This is a genomic window from Adlercreutzia muris (assembly GCF_008831045.1).
Lineage (GTDB): Bacteria > Actinomycetota > Coriobacteriia > Coriobacteriales > Eggerthellaceae > Adlercreutzia > Adlercreutzia muris.
In genome coordinates this window covers 25,918-46,738 of the sequence record NZ_WAJS01000006.1, presented here as the reverse complement: position 1 = coordinate 46,738, position 20,821 = coordinate 25,918, and the positions used below count along the sequence as shown (strand labels likewise).

The following is a 20,821-nucleotide window of genomic DNA, read 5'->3' as shown; positions in this document are numbered from 1 at the left end:
TAGTTCCCTTCCTTCCGTGGGTTCCTACTCGAAGCCGTCCCAGCCCTCGGGCAGGTCCATGTAGTGGCATTCCACACAGTTCAGCGTCGGCTGGCCGTGCATGGAGTGGCACTGGCCGCAGTCCACGTCACCGCGGTGGTTGTCGTGTACGTTGTAGGTACCCTCAGGGTTGTAGATGGTCTTGTCGCCGTCGAGCACCGTGGTGTCCACGATCTTCTCCCAGCTATGGCAGCCGTCGTTCAGGCAGAACTCGCGCGTGGCTATGGTGTTCTCGGAGGGACCCACCAGCTCGGTGAAGTTGCCTACCTCCTTCATGACGTCATCGTCATGGCAGCTCTCGCAGGTATTGCCCAGCTTCTTGTGCATGGTGATGAGCGTGGAGGGATCCTCCGCCTCGTAGCTGGCCACATAGGGGTCGTCTGGATGCTCGGCCATAACGGCCTCCCAGTCGCCACCGCTCTGGCTCAGCGGCTCGGTGCTCGGGCTGCACGCGGCAGCCACGCACACCATGGCGCCCATCAGCGCCAGCGTCGCCACGGCGACAATCATCTTCCGTGCCTTCATACTGCTTCCCTTCCTTCCTCGTCTTCCCCAGCGCCTCTCGCGCCGGGCGCCCCAGCTTGCTCTTTTCCTCTTGTTTTCCGGGACGCCCCGATTGTGGCTCGCGGGCGTTCGGAAATCACCTCATGTTTCATGGGGAAATCGGCCGCCCCCTCCCCTCCAATGACCCCATAAAAGCTGGGGAAGGCAAGGGAATCACCTGATCATATGCCTCTTTTTCGCTTCTGACTGCTTTCGCACACCGCTCAGGTTGCCGCCTCGAGCCGGCGCGTATCCCGTTTCCCCCTCCCGCCCTTTCGGGTAGAATGCCCCTAGCTACATTCGCGATGCTCCGGGGACGCCGGGCATCAAACGCATCAAGGGGATGAGATCGTGCGCACGCTGCGAGGGGGCCAGTTCATCCTGGCCATGGTGGGGCTTGTCTTCAGCTGGGTGTTCTTCCCGCCGGGGATGATCCCGGGGTTTTTCCCCGAAGCCCGCGCCTACTCCCATGCCAACGAGACGCTGCTGGGGTTCTGCCTCGCGCTCTTCCTCGTAGCCGCCGTGGCGCGTCGGCCCCTCGAACGGCTCGTCGAGCGCCATCGCGGCGTCATGCTGGCCCTCGCGCTGTCGGGGCTTGCCGGCTACGGGCTTCTGACGGGAGCTCTCGCCATCGGCCATTACTCGCTGCCCTTCGCGCTCGTTGTCACCTTCGTGCTGGCCGCAAGCTATATGGCCCTCATGCTCTGCTGGATCATGACTCTCGCCCGCATCGATACGCGCCAGACCATGGTGCTGCTGTTCGGCTCGGCCATCGGATATGCGGCCCTTACCATGGGAAACTTCCTGCCCGCCGAGGGCCGCATGGCCCTGTGCGCCACCTCGGCCGCCCTTTCCGGCCTGTGCTGGTTTTTCCTGAAGCCGGCCGCAGTGCCTGCCCCTGCCTACAGCCACGAGGCGGTGGCCCTGCGCCATGCCCCCTTCGCGCTGCTGGGACTGCTCGCGGTGCTGCTCATCGGCGGCCGGGTGGTCACGGGGCTCTACTTCAACCTGGATAAGGAAGTGCCCTTCGGCGAGCTGCTCGTGCGCTGCGCCTGCATCGCCGGCGTCATGGCCTACTGCCTGGTGTCGGCCCGCCGCGGCGCCAGCCTCGAGCAGGGCTACCGCAACACGTGGATTCCCGCCGCGGGCTTGTTCCTGCTCGGTGCCATGATGATCATCGGGCTGCAGGGGCCGACCTCTTATCTGGGGCTCGGTATCACCCACGGCGCGCTGAACTGCTTCGAGGTACTCGCCTACCTCATCATGTTCCGCTTCGTGAAGAACGACCGCGTCTCCCCCGTCATGGTGGTCAGCCTCGGCATGATCGTGTTCAAGGTGCTGCCCATTGCCCTCCAGCGCCTTGTATTCCCCCAGGTGATAAGCGACCTCGGCCTGACCGAGGGCGATGTGGCGCCCGCAGTCATCCTCATGTCCATGGTGGTGCTCGTCTCGGTGCTCGCCTTCGCGAACCACCGCCTGACAGCCGCCGAGCTGCACGCCCTGGCGCAATCGGACGAGGAGGAGGGCGCGAACGCGGGCAGCGCGGTGGCACCGTCGACGATTGCGGAAGCGGGTACTCGTGGCGCAATGGCGGGCCCGGCAGCTGCCGTGGCCATCCAAGGGGCCCCGGCAGCCGGAGCCGAAAGCAGCGCCGATGCGAAGCCCGCACCTCATGCGCACCCCAGCTTCGATGAGGCCTGCACCGACGTGGCCCGCGAGGCGGGGCTTTCCGAGCGCGAAGCCGAGATCATGGCGCTTATCGCCCATGGCAACAGTCAGAAACACATCTCGGAGGTGCTCTACCTGGCGCTCGGCACCGTGCAGTGGTACGCGAAGACCATCTACCGCAAGCTGGGCATCCATTCCAAACAGGAGCTCATCAACCTCGTCACCGACCGGGTCGAGGGAGAGTAACGGCCCACTGGCACCTTCACGCTCCAGCGTCCCCATGTGCACCGCACAGCATCGCGGACGACTACGGTCTCGCCTCTTCGCAAAAACGGCCGGCCGCCTCATCGGGCGACCGGCCGTTTCCTAGAGTGGCGCGGGCAGCGTCGGCGGCTCGGGCGCAACGGGAGCGGCCCCCATCGCATCGCCGAAGCCCAGCGGAGGGCCTGCGAATTGCATGACCAGGTCGTGCCAGCCGCTGGCGCTCACCGCCGCCAGGGCACCGCCGAGCATGATGAGGGCCACGCCGGCCACGACACAGGCCACAGCAGTTAAATGGATGTTCTTCCACGTCAGCCAGGGGTGTTTCTCGCTAAGCTTCATCGACGGCCTCCTTCGCCACTTCGGCCAACACGCCCGGCACCGCCGCTGCACGCTGAACCTTCTCCTTCACGAACGGCGCTTTCATCTTCGCAATCCACTGACGCGAGACCTGTGCAAGCGCCCTGCTGGCCGCCAGCGCCCCATGCAGGCAGAACAGCCCCAGGCCGAAGCACACGAGCCCCGACCCTAGCTCGACGACGCCGTAGGGAACCTGCCCGTTCGCCAAGCCCCACAGGCATACGACGATGCCGAGCGGGCCTCCGAAGAGAAGTCCTGCCGCCAGCATCCACAGCCCTGCGACGAGCAGCCAGATGACCAGCACGCCCGTAAACGCCACCAACGCAGCTGCCGCCAGCAGCGGGAACCACAAGGGGAAGCCCAGAATGACGAGCGTCCAGTACAGCGCACGGTTCCTCTGCTTAGTGCGCACCACGGTCCGCGGCACCACAGGCAAATCGGCGATGATGGCCCGTGCGGCGGCCTTCGGATCGTCCAGCTGGGCCACCGCTTCTTCCTCGGTCATGCCGTCGGCCACCCGATCGTCGATCATCTCGGCATAGAAGCCCACCGACTCCTCGATTTCGCCCTCGGGCAGGCAGGCGAGGGCCGCCCGTAGCCGGGCAAGGTATTCCTGCTTGTTCATGATGCGGCTCCTTCCTTTGGCTGCGGCCGTTCCGACCCCGCCTCTGCATCCAAGGCCTCGCGCACGAAGCGGTAGATGGCCTCGACCTCGTTCCATTCCTCGATGAAGGCCCCCACGCGGGCGCGGCCCTCCCTCGTGATGCGGTAGTACTTGCGCAGCCGCCCGTTGTGCTCGGCGGAGCGCACGGCAATACAGCTCGCGCCTTCCAGCCGCTTAAGCAGCGGATACAGCGTCGATTCCGTGAGACCCAGCGACGGCGGCACGTCTTTGATGATCTGGTAGCCGTAGGATTCCCCGCGGCTCAGCACCGCGAGCACGCAGGCTTCCAGAAACCCACGCTTCATTTGAGCGTCCATCATACCTCCTTTCGCATGATACTATGTGTTGCATAGTATAAGAGTCGCACAACTTCGTCAAGAGGACGTTCCCCGAATTTGCTGAAGAAGGAAAGAGGCTCGACCAACGCGAAGCCTGCGCGACAGCTCGTCGCCTTCACCATTGTGGAATAATGGGGAGACCGCGACACTGAGGAGCATCCATGATTTCTTTTGAGAACGACTATTCCACCGGTGCGCATCCGCGGATTTTGGAGGCGCTGGCGGCAACGAACTTCGAACCAGTTTCGGGATATGGGACGGATCGGTTCTGCGCGAGCGCTGCAGAGCGCATTCGCGCGGCTTGCGATGACCCTGCGGCTGACGTGTTCTTCCTGGTGGGAGGCACGCAGACCAACGCCGTGGTGATCTCGTCGCTGCTCGCCGGCTACGAAGGCGTGATCGCAGCCGACACCGGGCACATCGCGGCGCATGAGGCGGGCGCCATCGAGGCGACGGGACACAAGGTAATCGCCCTGCCCGAGTGCGACGGCAAGCTGCGCGCAGCCGACGTGGCCGCCTACCTGGATACCTTCTACGGCGACGCGAGCCACGACCACATGGTGTTCCCCGGCATGGTGTTCATCGCGCACCCCTCCGAGCTAGGCTCCCTGTACTCGCTGACCGAGCTGGAAGAGCTCTCGGCCCTGTGCCACCGTTACGAGATTCCGCTGTACTTGGACGGTGCGCGCCTCGCCTACGGCCTGGCCGCCCGCAATACCGACGTCGCCCTGGCTGACATCGCGCGCCTCTGCGACGCCTTCTACATCGGCGGCACCAAGTGCGGGGCACTCTGCGGCGAGGCCGTGGTGTTCCCGCGCGGCGCCATGCCCGCCCACTTCCTCACCCACGCGAAACAGCACGGGGCGCTCTTGGCCAAGGGTCGCCTGCTCGGCGTGCAGTTCGACACGCTATTTGCCGACGGTCTCTACGGCGAGGTAGGACGCACCGCCATCGACGCGGCCACCGAGCTGCGCCGCATCCTGAGCGAGGCCGGCTGCACCTTCTTCCGCGAAAGCCCCACCAACCAGCAGTTCATCGTGCTGGAGAACACCCAGATGGAGGCTCTGGCCGAGCGCATCCGCTTCAGCTTCTGGGAACGGGTCGATGAGACCCACACCGCCATCCGCCTCGTCACCAGCTGGTCCACCACCGCCGATGATCTGACAGCCCTGGAAGAGGCCCTGGCCGCAGTACTTTAACGCGGCGCTGCCGCTATCATGATATTGCCGCCGTCGCGTGGCTGCCGGCAAGACCCCTATCGTCATCCCCACAGTTGCGCCGTCAGCTAGGGTGCCCCTACGACCCCGGAAGACGTTTGGGCCCGGCGAATAGGGAGTTCCCCGAAGGCGAGGCCTTCGCTTGCAACATGAGGGAAGGGAATATGGCAACTTTTCTGCGTGCAAAAAGGCGGCCGCACCAAGTTGTCGTTGCGCCAACCTGTGCGACCGCCCTCTTCAATGGGGAGACGCGCCCCGCTTCCTACCCGAGGTTGATCTGGCGATGGAGCACCTTCGTCAGCACCAGGTAGTACACGATGCCAATGAGGATGAATGCCACGCCGACGACGAGGGCCACGGTGCCCACGGACATCAGAATGCCGAAGCACACGAGTGCGCCGAGCACCGGGAAGACCAAGTGCATGGCCACGGCCTTGGCCCCCGTGCGCTCCTTCAGCTGGAACCAGCAGAACACGATGACCGACACGTTCAGCATCACATAGGTGGACAGCGCACCGAAGTTCGAGATCTTCACCACGGTGTTCATGTCAATGTTGCTGAAATGGAAGACCAGGGTCAGCACCACCGACAAGACGATGATGAAAACGACGGCGTTCAGCGGGGAATTCGTGCGCTTGTCCATCTTGGCCATGAACTTCGGCAGGCAGCCGCCGTTGGCCATGGTGAACATAACGAAGGCGATGGAGTTCTGCTGCGCGATAGCGGTGAACACGCCCTGAGCCAAGGCCACGCCCACGGCGCACACCACCATGAGCCAGGGGCCGGCGGCCATCTTGGCCACCAGGTAGAAGGCATTGTCGGTGTTGCCGGCGAAAGCGGCGCCCGACGGGTCGATGCAGGTGGCGATGAAGCACTGCAGCGCATACAGCACGCACAGCACGATGGCCATCACCATCATGGCGCGCGACGGCCCGTGCTGGGGGTCCTTCGCCTCTTGGGTCAAGGTGGCGATGGCGCCGAAGCCCACATAGGACATGACGGCCAACGACACCGCGGACATGGTGCCGCCGAACTCGAACTTCGCGGGGTTGAACAGGTTGGTCGGCGAGAAGTTCGCGCTCTCAGGATGCTGCACCACGAACATCACGCCGCACACGACGAACAGCGCCAGAATCACCAGCTGAGCCACGAGGGCCACTTTGTTCACCACCATAGCCGTCTTCATGCCGATGAGCGACACGATGGCCACGATGATAAGGAAGCTGAAGCACAGGGCCAGAATTGGCACGTCCGGCAACATGGAATGGATGGCGATGGCGGCGATGAGGTACACCATAGCCGGGCTGACCAGGTACTGCAGAAGCATGAGCCAGCCGGCGATGAAGCCGGGAAGCTTGCCGAACACATGGCTCACATAAGTGAATATAGAGCCCGAAGAGGGAAAATGCTGGATCATGATGCCGAAGGAGAACACCGAGAACAGCACGGCCACGAACCCGATAAGGAAGGCCAGGGTGGGCATACCGCCGGAATCGGCGAATACGCCGCCGTAGACGGCCATGGGGGAAATGGGCACCATGGTGATCAGGCCCCACACCACCATATCCTTCACGGTGAGGGTCGCCTTGAAGTCGTCGCCGGCGTTCTGCTTCGTGGCCACCGTCGGCTTCGTCACCTTCTCGCCGTTGTTCTCAGGCATCGAGAGACGGGCGGCCTTGCCCGGATCCGCCGCCCTGACCGATGCCGCGCCGCCTACGGCGGCCGCGACCGATGCGGAGGCCTTCGGCGGGGCGCCCGCAGTTGTCTTTGCGTTGTTGCTCATGGAGAACACCTCTATCCTGGGCGGGCCGCGCCCCGCGCCCGAGGCGCGGCCCGTTTCGTTGCTGGCTACTTATGGTCGGACGCCTTCGGGGCCGTGCCAGCAGCGCCGGTCGCAGCGTCAGCGCCCTCGGCACCCGTCGCAGCCGCACTCGCCGCGCCCTCGGCACCGGCTGTGGGATGGCCCACCTCGCGTCGGGCCTGGTCGGCGGCCGCCTTGGCCTCCTTCACCTCGCGGCGGGCAGATGCCAGGTCGCTATCGGCCTCTACCTGCTGCTCCAGGGCCTCGGCCTCCACCTCGTAGGCATGGGCCTTCTCCTGGGAGGCCTTCGCCGCCGCACGGGCAGCCTGCTCGGCCTCGGTGGCCCGCTTGGCGTCGGCCACCGGGTCGCGGGGCACCGACTGGGCGGCCACCTCATCGGCAGGGGCGGCGGGCACCGCAGCATCCAGCCGCACCGGCTCGGTTCCCTCTACCGGCGTCGACACCGCGGGGGCCTTCTTCAGCCCCACGGTGGCGGCCGTGCCAATACCGGCCTTCTTCGAAATCACCGTCGGCTGGCTCATGGGGATGGCGCCCAGTGCGCCAATGGACGTGCCGCTGGTCTTCACCGGATGGTTCATGGCCGCAGGATCGTCGCCAGCCTCAATGGCCGGAGAGGACGGATGGTGCTTGCCGTGCACGTACTCGTCGGGCAGCACGATCTGCTCGTTGGGGTTCCACAGCTTCTTAATGGGCATGCCCATGGGGTTCTGGCCCTCGCTCATCAGCTCGGACGGCACATTGGACAGCACCTTCTGGGGCTTCTTCAAGCCCTCGAGCTGCCAGGTGAACGGGGCGAACACGTTGTTCTCGTCCACCCAGTTATGGCGCTTGGAGGCCTGGTACACACCGAAGCAGATGGCAAAGGTGACTACGATGATGGCCACGATAACCACCACATAGGTCACCGGGCTGCCCACCTCCTCGGCCACCTGGGCCGGCGGGATGATGGCCAGCACGATGCCGAACAAGCAGGCCAGAAGGCCAAGGCCAGCCACGAGCCACGCGCCCACGTTGCCGCCGGGCACCTTGAACAGACGCGGGCGGTTCGGCTGATCGCGGCGCAGCTTCAAGAACGAGACGAACATGAGCACGTAGTACATCATGTACAGGATGGTAATGGCCTGAGTGATGAGCACGACGAAGCCCTCGATGTTCGGGATGAGGAAGCACAGAAACGCAATGAGGGTCATGAACGTCATCTGCAGGTACATCAGCCGGCTCGGCATGCCGTGCTTGTTGGAGTTCTGCAGCACCTTCGGCAGGAAGCCGGAGCGGCCAGCCTGACCGAGCATGAACGAGGGACCGGCCATGTTGGTGACGAGCGATGCCATGGAGGCACCGAGGCCGACCCACACGAAGGCCACGTAGATCCACGGGCAGTTGAAGGTGGCGCCGAGGATCTTATAGGTCTGGAACAGGCCGTAGACCAGATTCATGTCGGATTTCGGCGTGACAATGGCGATGCACACCGTACCGGCGATGAAGATGATCAGCGTCAGGATCATGGCGATGAAGATAGACAGGGGGAATTCCTTCTGCGGCTTCTTCAGCTGCTTGATGTGGGCGGCGTTCATGTCGATGCCCGCGAAGCTGAAGAACACGCCGGCGGCCAGGGCCAGGTTGGTGAGGCTGAAACCGTCGCCGAAGGGGTTGAACGCTTCGGGCGTGGGGGTCACATTGGACACGTTGCCCTGGGCCAGCCACACCACCGTGAAGATGACGATGAATGCCAGCGGGATAAACGTGCCGATGATGACGCCGTACTTGGTCAGGCGGGCGAAGGCCTTCACGCCCTTGGTGGCCAGGAAAGTCAGGCCCCAATAGTAGGCCAGCCATGCCAGAATGATGAAGAACTGGTTCTCCGGATGGTTCATGAACTGCACGGCCCAGTCCCAATCGGGTGTGTAGAAGCCGATGGTGGCCGATGCGGATGCAACGCCCATACCGAAGTTGATGGAGGTCTGGAACCAGAGGATCAACAGGCAGGTGAATGCCAGACCGGGGCCTAAGGCCTCGCCGACCCAGCGGAAGATGCCGCCGCGCTGGCCCCAGCCGGAGGCCAGCTCTGCGGCCACCAGGCCGGTGGGCAGGAAGAAGACGAGAGCGCCGATGATAAAGAGCGTGACGGAGGACAGCCCGTAATAAGCCTGCTGGACGTCATTGGCAACGCTGCCGATGATGGTCACGTTCATCATGACCAGTGCCATGAGGCTGATATAGGCTCCACTGCTGGCCTTCGCTGCGCCCTTCGCCGGTGCCTTCGCCGGGTGAGATGCGGTTTGGGAGCTCATTGTTACCCCTCACGAGAAGGTCCGGCGGAACGGTCGCGTCCCGATCCGCCGGACAGCGGATAGTGTGTGCGGGCTTGGGTGCCCGCGGAGCCGACTGCGCGATGGGCGTGCGGCCGGCGGGTGTCCTTAGGCAGACACCGGGTTGAAGGTGTTCCAGAACGGCCAGATGATCGGGTCGGAATCCAGGGCCTTTTGCAGCGCGGGGCTCAGGCGGTCCTTGCGGATAGCCACCTCGTAGACGAAGTTGTCGAACCATTCGTCGCTGCACACGAAGTAGCCGTTGTTGCCGGTCTTCTTGCCGCCGTTCTCGGTGCCCCAGCTGTTCTCGATCTTCCACTTGGTGGGCTTGCCGTCCTTGATGTCCACGCCGGCGATGGTCATGGCGTGGGTGGGCAGGCTCTCATGGGTGGCGAAGCGCTCGGCCTTGTCCATGGTGAACTTCACGCCGAACAGCGACTCCAGATCGAACAGGTTGAAGTCCATGACGCCGGCCTCGCGATCGCAGTGCTGCAGCACGTCGGAGCCGAACCAGACGGGCTCGCCGTCCTTGAGCGACTCGATGACGTAGCCCTTCAGCTCGTCCATGGGCACGTTCAGGTACAGGTTGCGGCGCTCGGGAATCTGGTCGGAGTCCTGCACGGCATACAGGCGGCCGTAGGGGTTCGCCTCGCCCGGCACGTTGACGACGCCCACATAATCGTCCAGGTCAATGGACACGTACTTCTTCAGGAACTCCAGCGGGGTAAGGCCCAAGTCGGCGTGGTACTTACCCTTGGCGTCGTTGTAGGTGAAGTCGAACTTCTCCGGAGGCTCGCCGAAGCAGACAGCCAGGATGCGGTACACCTCGGTGAGCATCTCCTCTTGAACCGCCTTGGTGTCCTTGCCCTCCTGGGCCAGGGTGCGCAGCTTCAGGCCATCCTGGCGCAGCAGGTGCGAGAGCACGGTGTTCAGCTCGGCGGTATCATTGGTGCAGTGGGTCTCGCTCATGGCGGAATGGGGCATCACGCCGTACTTCTTCACGAGGGCGCACACCATGTCCCAGTCGCCGCCGTCGGCCATGGGAGCGCTGAACAGCCAGTCCACCTCGCGGTCGTCGAGGGCCTTGTCGGCGGTGGCCACCGCATGCTCCATAAACCAGGCCGCGCGCTCCAGCTTGCTGAAGAACGCCAGGTAGGCCTGGGAGAGCTCGAAGGTGCCACGGGGCAGGTCAAGCTCCTTCTCGATATGGAAGCGCAGCACGTTCAGGCAGGCGAACATCCAGCAGCGGCCGGACATCTTCTGGTTGGCCACGGCCTGGTCGTCCACGTCGATGGAGAACGCGAAGTTCTTGGGGCTCATGGACTCGAGCACCTCCACGCTCTCGGCCGACGCCAGAATGCCGTTCTTGGTGACGGCGCGCTGGGCCACATGCTGGGTTTCGGCCTTCTTATAGGCCTGAGCCATCTTCGCAAGTTGTTCCTTTGAGATTTCCATAATCTATGCTCCTTTATCCTCGATAGGCTAATGCGGTATATGGAAAGGACGCGAGCGCCGTGGAGAGGCGCGGCATCCGGGTTCCCGGCTTCTTAATCGAACAGGGTCCAGGGCTGGGTGGGACGATCCTGCAGGTAGCCATCCATCCACTTCCACAGCGGATGCTGGTCCATGAAGTCGCGCGCCACGAACTCCACCCCGTCGGCCCGGCCGTAGCGGCCCCACATCTTCATATGCTTCACGTCGTCGGGACCGGCGGCCTTGGCGTCGCAGGAGCCGGCCGGGTAGAACGGGATGTTCCACACGGCATCGGGATCGTCGGCGTAGTACTGCGGGTCCACGTCGTAGTGGGCGCAGATGCAGCGGCTCGACGGGCAGTTATAGCCGAGATACACATCGTAGGTGTCGGCCAGCATCTTCTTCACGACCTCCAGATCGATCTTTCCGTAGTACGCATCGATCAGTTCCATCCAGCGCTGGCGGCGGGCACCGGTCTGCTGGCGCGGGTCGTTGAAGCCGTTGTCCTTGCACTCCAGGTTGCGGATGCGCGGGTCGAACACGGCGTTGCAGCCGAAGTAGGCGCCGTCGAAGGTGCGCTCCAAGCTCGTGAAGGCCAGGCCCTGCTCGAAGCGGGCGATCTCGCCGGTGTTGTGGTCGGCTATGAGCCAGGCGTTGGCGTAACCGCCGTTGTTCTGCTTGTTCAGCCGCTCAACGAACTGGTCGATGGTGGCCGAGAACTGCACGGCGTCGCGGATGCGCACCCACTCGGGCATACCGGCGTCGTCGTAGCGGTCGAAGCCGGCCAGGGTGGTCTCGGTGATGTTCAGGCCGGCGGCAGTCACATAGAAATCAGTCATGGAGGACAGCATGCACGGGGCCGAGGCCTGCATGATGAAGGCATAGCCCTCGTCGGGCTCCACGCGCTTGCACACGTTGAAGTACTGGCCGCTCCAGAACTCGTCGAAGCTCTCGTGGCCCAGATAGGGCTTGCCGTCCACAGTGGCCGAACCGGTGGCCACGATGGCGGAGCAGTGCTCCTTGCGGTGGGTCTTCATAAGCGGGCGGCTCATGACCTTCCCGGCGTTCTGGGGCCACCAGTAGCCGGTGATCTCCATCCAGTCGTTCCAGGCGATCATGTCGTCGGTGGTGGTGGGCACGCCGGCGGCCGTCAGGCCCTCGGCCATGCCGCGCAGCTCTTCCAGCCAGCGAGTGGGAATCATGCCCCGGTGCAGCTTCAGTGCCTGTTCGGCAAACCACTCGTAGGTCATGCCGAAAGATTCCAAGGTCATGAACTTATAGACGCGCAGGGCGTCTTTGTACTCGTCAACGAGCAGGTAGCCCTCTTGGAAGCCGCACTCGTAGGGAGTGCCCTTCACCTTCAAGTGCTGCCAGCCGTTCACCTGTTGCAGCTGGGCGCGGTCGATAATCTTTTGCTGCTCGGCGGTAACCATTGCCTGCTCCTTTCCTGCGCGTCTCGCGGACGCGACGCCATCACGCTCTCGGATGGGGAAGTCGCCGGCGCGGGCGCGTCCGGCCACGGCCAAAGCGCTTACGCAACAGCGAGCCCCGCTCGACCCTGCGGACGGCGGTGGACTTCCTCATGGGAAATGCTGCCCCCCATGATGCGCTCGGCAGTGATTGATTAGGTTTCGGCTGGTATTTCCGTTTCTGCGCCGTTACGGGTTAGTTTCCCCCTGCTTGCCTTGGGTTTCTTCCTGCTAGCGCCCTACTTCACAAATCGGTTTCGGCTTCGTCGGGAGCGGCCGTGGCGGGCTGGCCAGTGGCATCATGGGCTCGCATCTGCAAGCACCGGAGGCGACGAGCACGCCGCCCCAACCTTGAAAGAGAGGCCATCCATGGACAAGTACATCTGCGATGTGTGCGGCTACATCTACGACCCCGAGGTGGGCGATCCCGACGGCGGCATCGAGCCCGGCACCGCCTTCGCCGACATTCCCGAGGACTGGGTCTGCCCCGTCTGCGGCGTCGGCAAGGACGACTTCTCGCTGTACGAGGAGTAAGCGCGACGCCGATGGCTACTGCAATGTAGCCGACAACGACGCGGGCGCCCCTTTCTCGGAGCGCCCGCGTTTCGTTTCGGCAATGGGAAGACCGAGCACCCTGCGAAAGGCTACCGGTCCTTGTTGGAGCACAGAAGCAGGATGCCGGCTACCAGCGAGCAGAAGATCAGCGTGCACACCCCGAAGGCCACGGTGTTGGCCTTGGTGCCCTTGTAAATGCCCCAGCTGATAACGGCCATGGGAATCATCCACGCCAGCGGGATGATGAGCCAGCACGAGCCCACGAGCGACAGGATAACGAAAATGAACGCCACGAGGCGCAGCGTGCGATCGGTGTCGGTCATGGGGTACAGAGCCGCGGGCGCCGCCGGAGCCACGGGCTGGGCGTACACCTGCTGATAGGCCACCTGCGGCTGCTCGTAGCTGGCCTGGTAGGGCTGCTGGGCCTGATAGGACTGCTGGGGCGCAGCCTGATAGGACTGCTGACCCTGGTAGGGATCGCAGCTCTCACCCTGCGGCACATTTTGCGATTCGGTCATAGCAGATACCTCCTGTATCGAAATGGTCTACCGCCAGTATAGCCGCTTTCCCTCCTTCCGTCCTTACACGACGGCTTTCAATGTCGTAAGAAAGCGAAGGCCCGCCGGAAGCGGGCCTTCGCCAAGGGGAGGGCGAGAACATGTGGGTGCAGGCAGCACACCCCCGCGAGAGCGGCGACGCGGAACGCGTCCCTTGGAAGCGGTACGAAACCCGACGGCCGCCCCGATGCCGACTAGAGCGCGGCCACGTGCTTGCCGGCGAGGTAGCCGCCGGTGATGGCGCGGCCGATGGAAAGGCCGAGCACGTCCATGGGGTAGTCCACGCCGCCGTAGAAGCAGCCGGACACGTTGCCCACGGCGAACAGGCCTTCGATGGGAGTGTGCTCGTCGGCCTTCAGCACCTGGTTGTCGGCGTTGATGAGCAAGCCTCCGATGATGGCCGACAGGCCCATGCCGAACTCGTGGGGCACCACCATGAAGGGCGGGGTGTCCACAGCGCGCATGAAGGTGGGATTCTTGCCGAAGTCGTCGTCGGCGCCCTTGGCGCACAGCTCGTTGTAGCGGTCCACCGTGGCCTGCACGGCGGCCGCATCCAGCTTATAGGCGCCGCTCTCGGTGTCGGCGGCCATGGCGGCGCAGGCTTCCTCGATGGTGTTGCCCTCGTAGTACCACATGCAGTTGGAGGCATCGATCTCCGGATCGATGGCCTTCCATTCCGCAATCTGATCCTGCCACTTCGCATCCACGATGGTGTACAGGTTGCCGGCAGCCGCATCGCCATCGGCCTCGTGGATGTAGTCGCGCACGTAATTGTTCAGGTAGCCCTGCATGGGGCCCTCGCACATGAAGCGCTCGCCCTTGGCGTTCACCAGCAGATGCGGCGTGTCCACACGGCCGACGCGGGCATCGTGGATCATCTTCGTATGGGTGGTCGGCTCAATTTCGCCGCCGGCCCACACACCCATCTTGTGCCCGTCGCCGGTACGATTGATCTGGCACGGCGGGAACTCTTTGATGTCGGGGCAGTAGTAGGCAACCATCTCGGGATCGCACTGGTAGTCGCCCGTGGCCAGGATAACGCCCTTGCTGGCGTTGAAGAGCACATGCTTGCCGTCTTCCTCGCACACCACGCCGGTCACGCGGCCCGCCTCGTCGGTGACAAGCTGCACGGCCGGGCAGCTGTAGAAGAACTCAACGCCCGCGGCCTCGGCGCCCGGGGCGATGGCCTTCACCACCTCGTCGTGGCCGATGCGGAAGTAGGTGTTGGCGTGCAGGTACACGTCGTAGCCGTTAATGTGCAGCATGCGGTCGGCCTGGGGCTCATCGGGGTTCACGTCGATGCCGCCGGCCGAGGCGGCCTCTTTGAACCAGGCCAGGGCCTCGAAGGAGTTGTCGGCCCAGGCCTCCAAGAGCGCCCGGTTGCTGCGGTGGTCGGCCAACTTGATAAGGTAGCTGATGAGCGCCTGCTTGCCGGCCTCGCTCGTCTGGTTCAGATCGACGCCAGCAGCCATGTTGCCCTGGGAAGAGGGCGTGGCCTCGCGCTGCACGCAGGCAATCTTCGCGCCGGCCTCGGCGGCAGACAGTGCGGCGGCCATGCCGGATACGCCGGCGCCCACGACAACCACTTCGTAATCGCGAGTCTCGTCGAACTCGGTGATGGGCTCGGGCGGCACCAGGAAGCTCGGCGTGCCATCGGAGGCCGCAGCGCCCTCGCCCGTGGAAGCGACGGGCGTGCCCTGTTGGGGCGCGCAGCCGGCAAGGGCGGTGCCGGCGGCTACGGCGGTGGCCAAACCGCCGAGCTTGAACAGCCCGCGACGGGTAAGCGACGCGGAATCAGGAGCCTGGTTAACATTGGCAATGGTGTGCATGGGAACCCTCCTATGGTCTCGTTTCCTTCCCTGCCCGACGTTCTGCGAAGGCGTCAGGAGCGATTCCACTATGGCCGCTTTGCCTTCGGCCGCACATCCACCGCGCAGCGCTTTCCCTGTTTATCTTTGTAAACCTTTCTCGTAAACACCCCGTTTTCCTGGGAAAATATCCCGATCGCCCTCTGAGTCGAAATCGTTGCCCCGAGAAGGGAGAGCCGCAGTGCACGTTATAATGGTGCGCGGATACCGGAGCCGCGCCGGCGGGCGACAGCCCTCAGCAGCGCGCCGGCGCCCATTGGGGAATCGGCTGGGAGAAGGGGACGCGCCATGACCCATGATGCAGCTGCGCAGCCTACGCGCTCGCTTGCCTCCATAGCAGATATGCCGCTGTCGTTTCTCGGGTTCGCCCTGTGGCGTGCCTGGGTGTCGCTCTCCTATGCGAACCCCGTCTGTCCCATGCCGGTGAACACGGCGGCCGGCCACCTCTCCTACGACATCGTACTCGCGGCGTGCGCAGTAACTGTCGCGCTGCTTTCCTCACGGCTCGCTCCCCTGGCGAGCAAGCGGTGGGTGTATCCGTCCATCGCGCTTCTGCTCGGCTTCTCCGCCACTGCGAATGCCGCAGCCGTTATCTGGCCCGCAGCCGCAGCACCCCTCGTCGCCCCCGCCACCCTCGCCGGCGGAGCCGGATCGGCCCTGCTCATTCTCCTGTGGTGCGAAATCTACAGCTGCCTGGGAGCCGCCCGGGTGGCGCTGTACTATGCGCTCACCATCATCGGCGGCGTGCTGCTCACGTTCCTGCTCCAAGGCTTCCGCGAAGAGTACCTCTACGGCGTGCTCATCGCGCTTCCCGCGCTTTCCGCAGCGCTCGCCCACCGGTCTTACCGCTGCCACATCCCCGCGGAAGACCGTCCCGCCGCTTCGGGACGCCGGCTCATTCCCTGGAAGTTCTTCCTCATTCTGGCGCTGTTCGAGCTGGTGGCCAGCTACAGCTCCGCCGCCATCAGCGCCGAGCATCCCTCGCTCATCGGCTCCCACTCCACCTGGACCACCCTCGTCGGCGGCGTGCTGCTCTTCGTGTGGGTATGGCGCTTTTCCAGCCGACTACCGCTCTCGACGCTCTACCGCGCTCCGGCTATGCTCATCTGCTGCGGGCTGCTCATCGTGCCGCTGTTCGGCATCGGCGGCAGCGTGGCCGGCAGCTTCTGCACCGCGCTCGGCGTTATGCTGTTCAACGCGCTGGTGCTGCTGTTCCTCTGCGACATTGCCAAGCGCTTCGGCGTGAGCGCCCTTCTCCTGTTCGGCATCGAGGAGGCACTGCTGCTCGTGAGCTGGGTGGGCCGAGGAGCTGCGGAGGCCCTCGACGGGCAGGGGCTTTTCGGCGCCCTCGGCCCTGCGGTGGGATCCGTGGCGGCCGTCGCCGTTATCGCGATTGTCACGCTTCTCGTGCTGAACAAGCGCGAGATAGACGAGCGTTGGGGCTTGGCCTTCCTAGGGAAGCGCGCCGCAGAAGACGACGAGCACGGCCGCATTGCCCACCGTTGCGCGGAAGTAGCCGCCCGCGGGCGCCTCACGCCACGCGAGGGCGAGGTGCTGGAGCTTCTCGCCCAGGGCAAGTCGCTTTCCGGCGTGGCCAGCGAGCTCATCATCGCCGAGGGCACGGCGAAGGCCCATACGCGCCACATCTACGAGAAGCTCGGCATCAACACCCGCCAAGAACTGCTCGACTTGCTGATGGCAGAGAGCTAGAGAGAAGCTCAGCCGCACGCGCCGCCGACAGGACGGCTGCCCGGCCCTCCTTGTCGGGAGCGATGCGAATGCGATCGGGCCACGCGGCGGCGAGCAGGGCCTCGGCGTCGTCGGCCAGATAGTCGCGCACCACCACGAGCGCATGGGGAAACGCCGCAGAGGGGCCCTCGGCGAGCAGGCCCACCGCCTCGGTCAGGCCGCCGCCGCGCCAGATTTCCAGACGGCCCAGCTCGTCCACGACGAGCAGGCCAGGGCGCCGAAGGCGGGGCGACCCTTCCGATTCGGGGACAGATTCTGCGCAGGCCAGAGAGCGCAGCTTCTCGAAGTGGGCGTTCACGTGCTCGATGGCCGCGTCGGATATATGCCAGGCCAGTTCCGCCCGGGCGGCCTGGGATCCCTCGTCGAAGGTGCCGTCGGCGCGGGCCAAGTCGCCCCGGCGCGCGAAGGGGATGCACTCGCCACTGGGCAAGAGCACGTTGTCGATGCCGAGCTTCTCGTAGCCGTTTCCGTCGGCCCGCTCCCCTGCCGAGGCCACCCACTGCCCCGGCGCGAGCACCCCGGCGCACAGCACGCCGCACTCGGCCAGGTCGGCGACGAGCTTCTCCAGCCAGCGCGTCTTCCCTATCTGAACCTCGCCCGTTAAAAGAAACAGCATCCGAAAACCTCTCGCCCGCGCGTACTACAGCACTATGTACAGCTACAACCTGACCGACGAGGAGCTGAACGACCTCATCAAGGACGCCGTGCGGAACTAACGCCGCAACCGCGCGCTTCCTCAATCGAGAGGGCGCCTCACCACGTACGCAGGCAAAGGGCGCCCCCGGCGAATGTCGCGGGGCGCCCTGCTGTTTATCGCCCACGAATGTCTCTCGACGTACCCCACGCTAGTGTGTCTCCTCCACCTCGGGGGCGGGAGCGATGCTTGTACCGCACCCCTGTTCGGCGAACAGCTCCACGCCCGTCAAGAGCGCGGCTCGCGGGTAAGGCGCAGGATGTCCTCGCGTGAGGAGATGTTGAGCTTCCGGTAGATGTTGTGGATGTGGGTGCGCGCCGTGTTGGGCGATATGAACAGGGCGCTGGCGATGTAGGATCCGTTGTGGCCCTCGGCCAAGTACGTGAGGATCTCCCGTTCGCGGGCCGTCAGGCCGTGGGCGTCGGCGAGCGCGGCGCAACGGCCGGCAAACCCCAGGGGCTCGCATCCTCGTGCTGCATCGGGCAACGAGGCCTCCTCGGCCCCCGCAACCGGGGCGCCGCTCCCAACCGCAGGAACCGGAAACGTCTCCCCGGAAGCCCCCGCATCGCCGAGGATACCATCCGCCTCGGAGCGACAACGCACGTGGGATACCAGCACGAGCGCGAAGGCGTAGAGCATGGTGGTGAGGGTGACCGTGACGGAGATCATCTCGTCGGGAAGCGCGCCGCCCACCTGCTGCCCCAGAAACGAGGCACCGCAGAACGCGCACAGCGCTACCGAGAACACGAGGTCGGCCGAGAACTCCCCGGCATGGGCCACGGCGCAGAGCGTGGCCAAGGTGAGCACGGCAGCCATCGAGTACAATCCGTAGGTGAGCCAGTCGGACGCCCCGCCGCCCCATCCAAGCGTGGCGGTAATGCTGACGCCGGCAAGCACGACCAGGGCGAAGATGGGGAGAAAAGTCTGCTGCAGGCCCCCGGAAAGCAGAAACGGCCCGCGCTTCAGCAACGCAAAGGCCACAACTCCCGCGCCCGACAGCGCCAGGGCCCCCAAGTAGGCGCCCTGCCCCTCGTTGAAGGCCGTGCGCATCACCGCCATGGCGAAGGCGAAGGCCACCAGCCCCAGGCTCGGCATGCCGGCCACATCGAACAGCGACGCCAGGGCGGGCCGGTCGGCAGCGGCGGGCTCTCCTTGCGGAGCGGGCGGCTCGTGCACCGCGAGGGGCACCACCGCCGCTACGGCCGAGCACACGAACAGCAGCCCCAGCATTCCCTCCAACGGGAGCCATCCGTACAGGAAGCACAGGACGGCCGAGAACGCCGAAGCGGCGCCGACCACCACCAGGGCCAGACGGATGGGCAACCGCCGTGCGCACACGCGGCCCCACACGAGCGCCATCCCGCAGTCGGCCACCGCGGCAGCCGCTCCGAGCAGCAGATAGACCGTCGGGATATCGACGGCGAAGTGGCAGGCAAAACCGAAGCCGAGGGCGCAGCAGAGGTACGCCACGGCCGCCACGGCCCCGAGGGCCATGAAGGGCAGCGGACGGGAACGGCGCAGGCTCATCGCCGCCAGCACGGCCGCGATCAGCGTAGCCGCCAGAAGCGTCGTCTCGGCGAACATCCCCATGAAGCCTGCAGGGCCCAAGGCCAGGCTGAAGACGGGGAAGCGCAGAAAGCTGATGACCGTGCCGGAGTAGATGAGCAGCGACGAGAACAGGCAGCCCAACCCGAGCACGAGAAGAGCCAGCATCCCGCGTGACGGATCGGCGCCATCCCCATCGCCGCGGAAGGGACGAGGGGCCCGCGGCACTGCGTCGGGCATATCGGCGGACTTCGCCATAGCTCGCTCTTTTCTCCTTGTGCGCAGCAGCGCCGGCAACCCTGTCGCCGAGAGCCGTCGCCTGCGCGTTCCCTCCCAAAGCACCGCCAGATCGCGTGGGGCGAGGCGGCGCGACTACCGGAGGGCATCAAACCGTGGGCACCCAGAACGCGCAGCCAGTGGGCAAAGCGGGGCTGACTGAGGTGTCGCGTCTCACCGAGATCGAGACCTACTGCCGCGACGCCGCCGAGGATCTGGGCGCCGAGTGGCATTGCGGCATGACTGCCGTGCGCTGCCTGTCGGACGACTCTGGCGCCGTAACCGGGGTTATCGCCGAGGACGCCGACGGCAACTACGTGCAGTTCAACGCTGCCAAAGGCGTCATTCTGGCCACAGGCGACTTCGGTGCCAACACCGATATGGTATGGGAGCTGTGCTCGGAATGCGCCGAGAACGCCATGCGCCACGGCGTGGATCGCGAGATGCTCACAGGCATGACCGACTGCGACGGCTCAGGCCACAAGATGGGCTGCTGGGCCGGCGGTGCCATCGAGAGCCATCCGCGTCCTGTAGCCGGCGATGCACCCTCCATTTCGTTCGGCCCCTGGGGATCCACACCCTGCCTGTGGCTGAACTGCAAGGGCGAGCGCTTCATGAACGAATCCTTTGCCGGCCTGGTGCTGGCCCAGTCCGTGCGCCAGCCCATCAACCCGGAGGGAGCCATGCAGGGCAATTTCGCCATCATGGACAAGAAGCACATGGACTACATCAAGGCGGGCGGCCTGGATCACGGCGCTCCCAACTGGGGATTCCCCGAGGGCATCGAGGAATATCAGGCCCAGATGGATGCCGCCGATCCCGCGGCCGGCACCGTGACGGTGCGCGGTTTGGAAATCGCCAACCGCGGCATGGCCATGACCAACGACGTGTTCGTGGGCTCCACGGTGGAGGAAGTGCTCGCGAACGCGGGCCTGGAAGGCGAGGCGCTGGAGAGCGCCAAGGCCGCCGTCGAGCGCTACAACGAGCTGTGCGCCGCCGGCAAGGACACCGACTTCGGCAAGCCGGCCGACAACCTCATCCCCATCGACGAGGCCCCCTTCTACATCGCCGCCCAGAACACGCCGAACCTGTACGGCCCGGGCCTGAACACGCTGGCCGGCCTGTGCGTGAACGGCAACATGCAGGTGCTCACCGCGTCGAAGAATGACGTGATTCCCGGCCTGTACGCCGTGGGCAACACCATGGGCGAGCGCTACGGCAACGCTTATAACTGCCCCTCGGCCGGCAACAACATGGGCAACGCCATGACCAGTGGCCGCGTAGCCGGCAAGCACGCCGCCGAGAACTAGGCGCCGATCGGACCGAGACGGCCTGAAAGCCGTCCGTCTCGATCCAAGGTCGACATCCGCCCCCGAACTTTACCCTCCCCTTACGCGCCCCGCATTCCCTCCCG

17 protein-coding genes are annotated in these 20,821 nt (G+C 65.0%); 5 read left to right on the top strand and 12 right to left on the bottom strand.

What is annotated here, in order from left to right; all coding sequences use genetic code 11:
* Window positions 1-24: 24 nt before the first annotated feature.
* A complete protein-coding gene (locus F8D48_RS02875; protein WP_151429887.1) occupies window positions 25-564 on the bottom strand; it encodes a cytochrome c3 family protein in 540 nt (179 codons plus the stop codon).
* Window positions 565-933: 369 nt separating this feature from the next.
* On the opposite strand from F8D48_RS02875, the gene F8D48_RS02870 reads away from it, so the two are divergent.
* Window positions 934-2,496: a helix-turn-helix transcriptional regulator gene (locus F8D48_RS02870; RefSeq protein WP_151429886.1), complete on the top strand. Its 1,563-nt coding sequence runs from the start codon at window positions 934-936 to the stop codon at window positions 2,494-2,496.
* Between the two features lie 120 nt (window positions 2,497-2,616).
* Here F8D48_RS02870 and F8D48_RS02865 read toward each other — a convergent pair whose 3' ends face one another.
* From F8D48_RS02865 to F8D48_RS02855, 3 genes are read right to left on the bottom strand one after another with little or no spacing between them, the layout of a single operon-like run.
* A complete protein-coding gene (locus F8D48_RS02865; RefSeq protein WP_151429885.1) occupies window positions 2,617-2,853 on the bottom strand; it encodes a hypothetical protein in 237 nt (78 codons plus the stop codon).
* Entirely contained in the window at window positions 2,843-3,496 is a 654-nt protein-coding gene (locus F8D48_RS02860) for a DUF1700 domain-containing protein (protein ID WP_170272703.1), read from the bottom strand. The genes F8D48_RS02865 and F8D48_RS02860 overlap by 11 nt, the downstream gene beginning before the upstream one ends.
* Window positions 3,493-3,852, bottom strand: a complete 360-nt coding sequence (locus tag F8D48_RS02855) for a PadR family transcriptional regulator (RefSeq protein WP_201757664.1) — start codon at window positions 3,850-3,852, stop codon at window positions 3,493-3,495. Before F8D48_RS02855 ends, F8D48_RS02860 begins: the two co-directional genes overlap by 4 nt.
* 182 nt (window positions 3,853-4,034) lie before the next feature.
* Between F8D48_RS02855 and F8D48_RS02850 the strand changes: the two genes are divergently transcribed.
* Window positions 4,035-5,072, top strand: coding sequence for a threonine aldolase family protein (locus tag F8D48_RS02850; protein WP_151429883.1), 1,038 nt, complete (start codon window positions 4,035-4,037; stop codon window positions 5,070-5,072).
* A gap of 280 nt (window positions 5,073-5,352) precedes the next feature.
* On the opposite strand, the gene F8D48_RS02845 is transcribed toward F8D48_RS02850, so the two are convergent.
* The 4 genes from F8D48_RS02845 to F8D48_RS02830 form a co-directional block, all read right to left on the bottom strand.
* The gene (locus F8D48_RS02845; protein WP_151429882.1) at window positions 5,353-6,873 is read right to left on the bottom strand and encodes an APC family permease; all 1,521 of its coding nucleotides are present in this window, start codon (window positions 6,871-6,873) and stop codon (window positions 5,353-5,355) included.
* A 65-nt stretch (window positions 6,874-6,938) separates the two neighbouring features.
* Complete coding sequence (locus F8D48_RS02840; RefSeq protein WP_205717315.1) at window positions 6,939-9,203, bottom strand: APC family permease; 2,265 nt, start codon at window positions 9,201-9,203, stop codon at window positions 6,939-6,941.
* A 126-nt stretch (window positions 9,204-9,329) separates the two neighbouring features.
* Complete coding sequence (locus tag F8D48_RS02835) at window positions 9,330-10,676, bottom strand: C1 family peptidase (RefSeq protein WP_151429881.1); 1,347 nt, start codon at window positions 10,674-10,676, stop codon at window positions 9,330-9,332.
* A 92-nt stretch (window positions 10,677-10,768) separates the two neighbouring features.
* Window positions 10,769-12,127 (bottom strand): C45 family autoproteolytic acyltransferase/hydrolase, encoded by a 1,359-nt coding sequence (locus F8D48_RS02830; protein WP_151429880.1) that lies wholly within the window; start codon window positions 12,125-12,127, stop codon window positions 10,769-10,771.
* Window positions 12,128-12,532: 405 nt separating this feature from the next.
* Here F8D48_RS02830 and rd point away from each other — a divergent pair, with 405 nt between their 5' ends.
* Window positions 12,533-12,697 carry a rubredoxin gene (gene rd / locus F8D48_RS02825; protein ID WP_135970482.1) on the top strand — a complete coding sequence of 55 codons (165 nt, stop codon included), beginning with the start codon at window positions 12,533-12,535 and terminating at the stop codon, window positions 12,695-12,697.
* A gap of 110 nt (window positions 12,698-12,807) precedes the next feature.
* Here the strand turns inward: rd and F8D48_RS02820 are convergent, their stop codons facing one another.
* Both F8D48_RS02820 and F8D48_RS02815 read right to left on the bottom strand, forming a co-directional pair.
* Window positions 12,808-13,236 (bottom strand): hypothetical protein, encoded by a 429-nt coding sequence (locus F8D48_RS02820; protein WP_151429879.1) that lies wholly within the window; start codon window positions 13,234-13,236, stop codon window positions 12,808-12,810.
* A 233-nt stretch (window positions 13,237-13,469) separates the two neighbouring features.
* The gene (locus F8D48_RS02815; RefSeq protein ID WP_151429878.1) at window positions 13,470-15,104 is read right to left on the bottom strand and encodes an FAD-dependent oxidoreductase; all 1,635 of its coding nucleotides are present in this window, start codon (window positions 15,102-15,104) and stop codon (window positions 13,470-13,472) included.
* A 327-nt stretch (window positions 15,105-15,431) separates the two neighbouring features.
* On the opposite strand from F8D48_RS02815, the gene F8D48_RS02810 reads away from it, so the two are divergent.
* A complete protein-coding gene (locus F8D48_RS02810; protein ID WP_151429877.1) occupies window positions 15,432-16,853 on the top strand; it encodes a helix-turn-helix transcriptional regulator in 1,422 nt (473 codons plus the stop codon).
* Here the strand turns inward: F8D48_RS02810 and F8D48_RS02805 are convergent.
* Complete coding sequence (locus F8D48_RS02805) at window positions 16,807-17,508, bottom strand: hypothetical protein (protein ID WP_151429876.1); 702 nt, start codon at window positions 17,506-17,508, stop codon at window positions 16,807-16,809. The two genes, F8D48_RS02810 and F8D48_RS02805, sit on opposite strands and share 47 nt — an antisense overlap.
* Before the next feature lie 306 nt (window positions 17,509-17,814).
* On the bottom strand, window positions 17,815-19,389 hold the full coding sequence (locus F8D48_RS02800; RefSeq protein WP_240806193.1) for a helix-turn-helix transcriptional regulator: 1,575 nt from the start codon (window positions 19,387-19,389) through the stop codon (window positions 17,815-17,817).
* Window positions 19,390-19,523: 134 nt separating this feature from the next.
* Between F8D48_RS02800 and F8D48_RS02795 the strand changes: the two genes are divergently transcribed.
* Window positions 19,524-20,717 carry an FAD-binding protein gene (locus F8D48_RS02795; RefSeq protein WP_240806192.1) on the top strand — a complete coding sequence of 398 codons (1,194 nt, stop codon included), beginning with the start codon at window positions 19,524-19,526 and terminating at the stop codon, window positions 20,715-20,717.
* Window positions 20,718-20,821 lie beyond the last annotated feature (104 nt).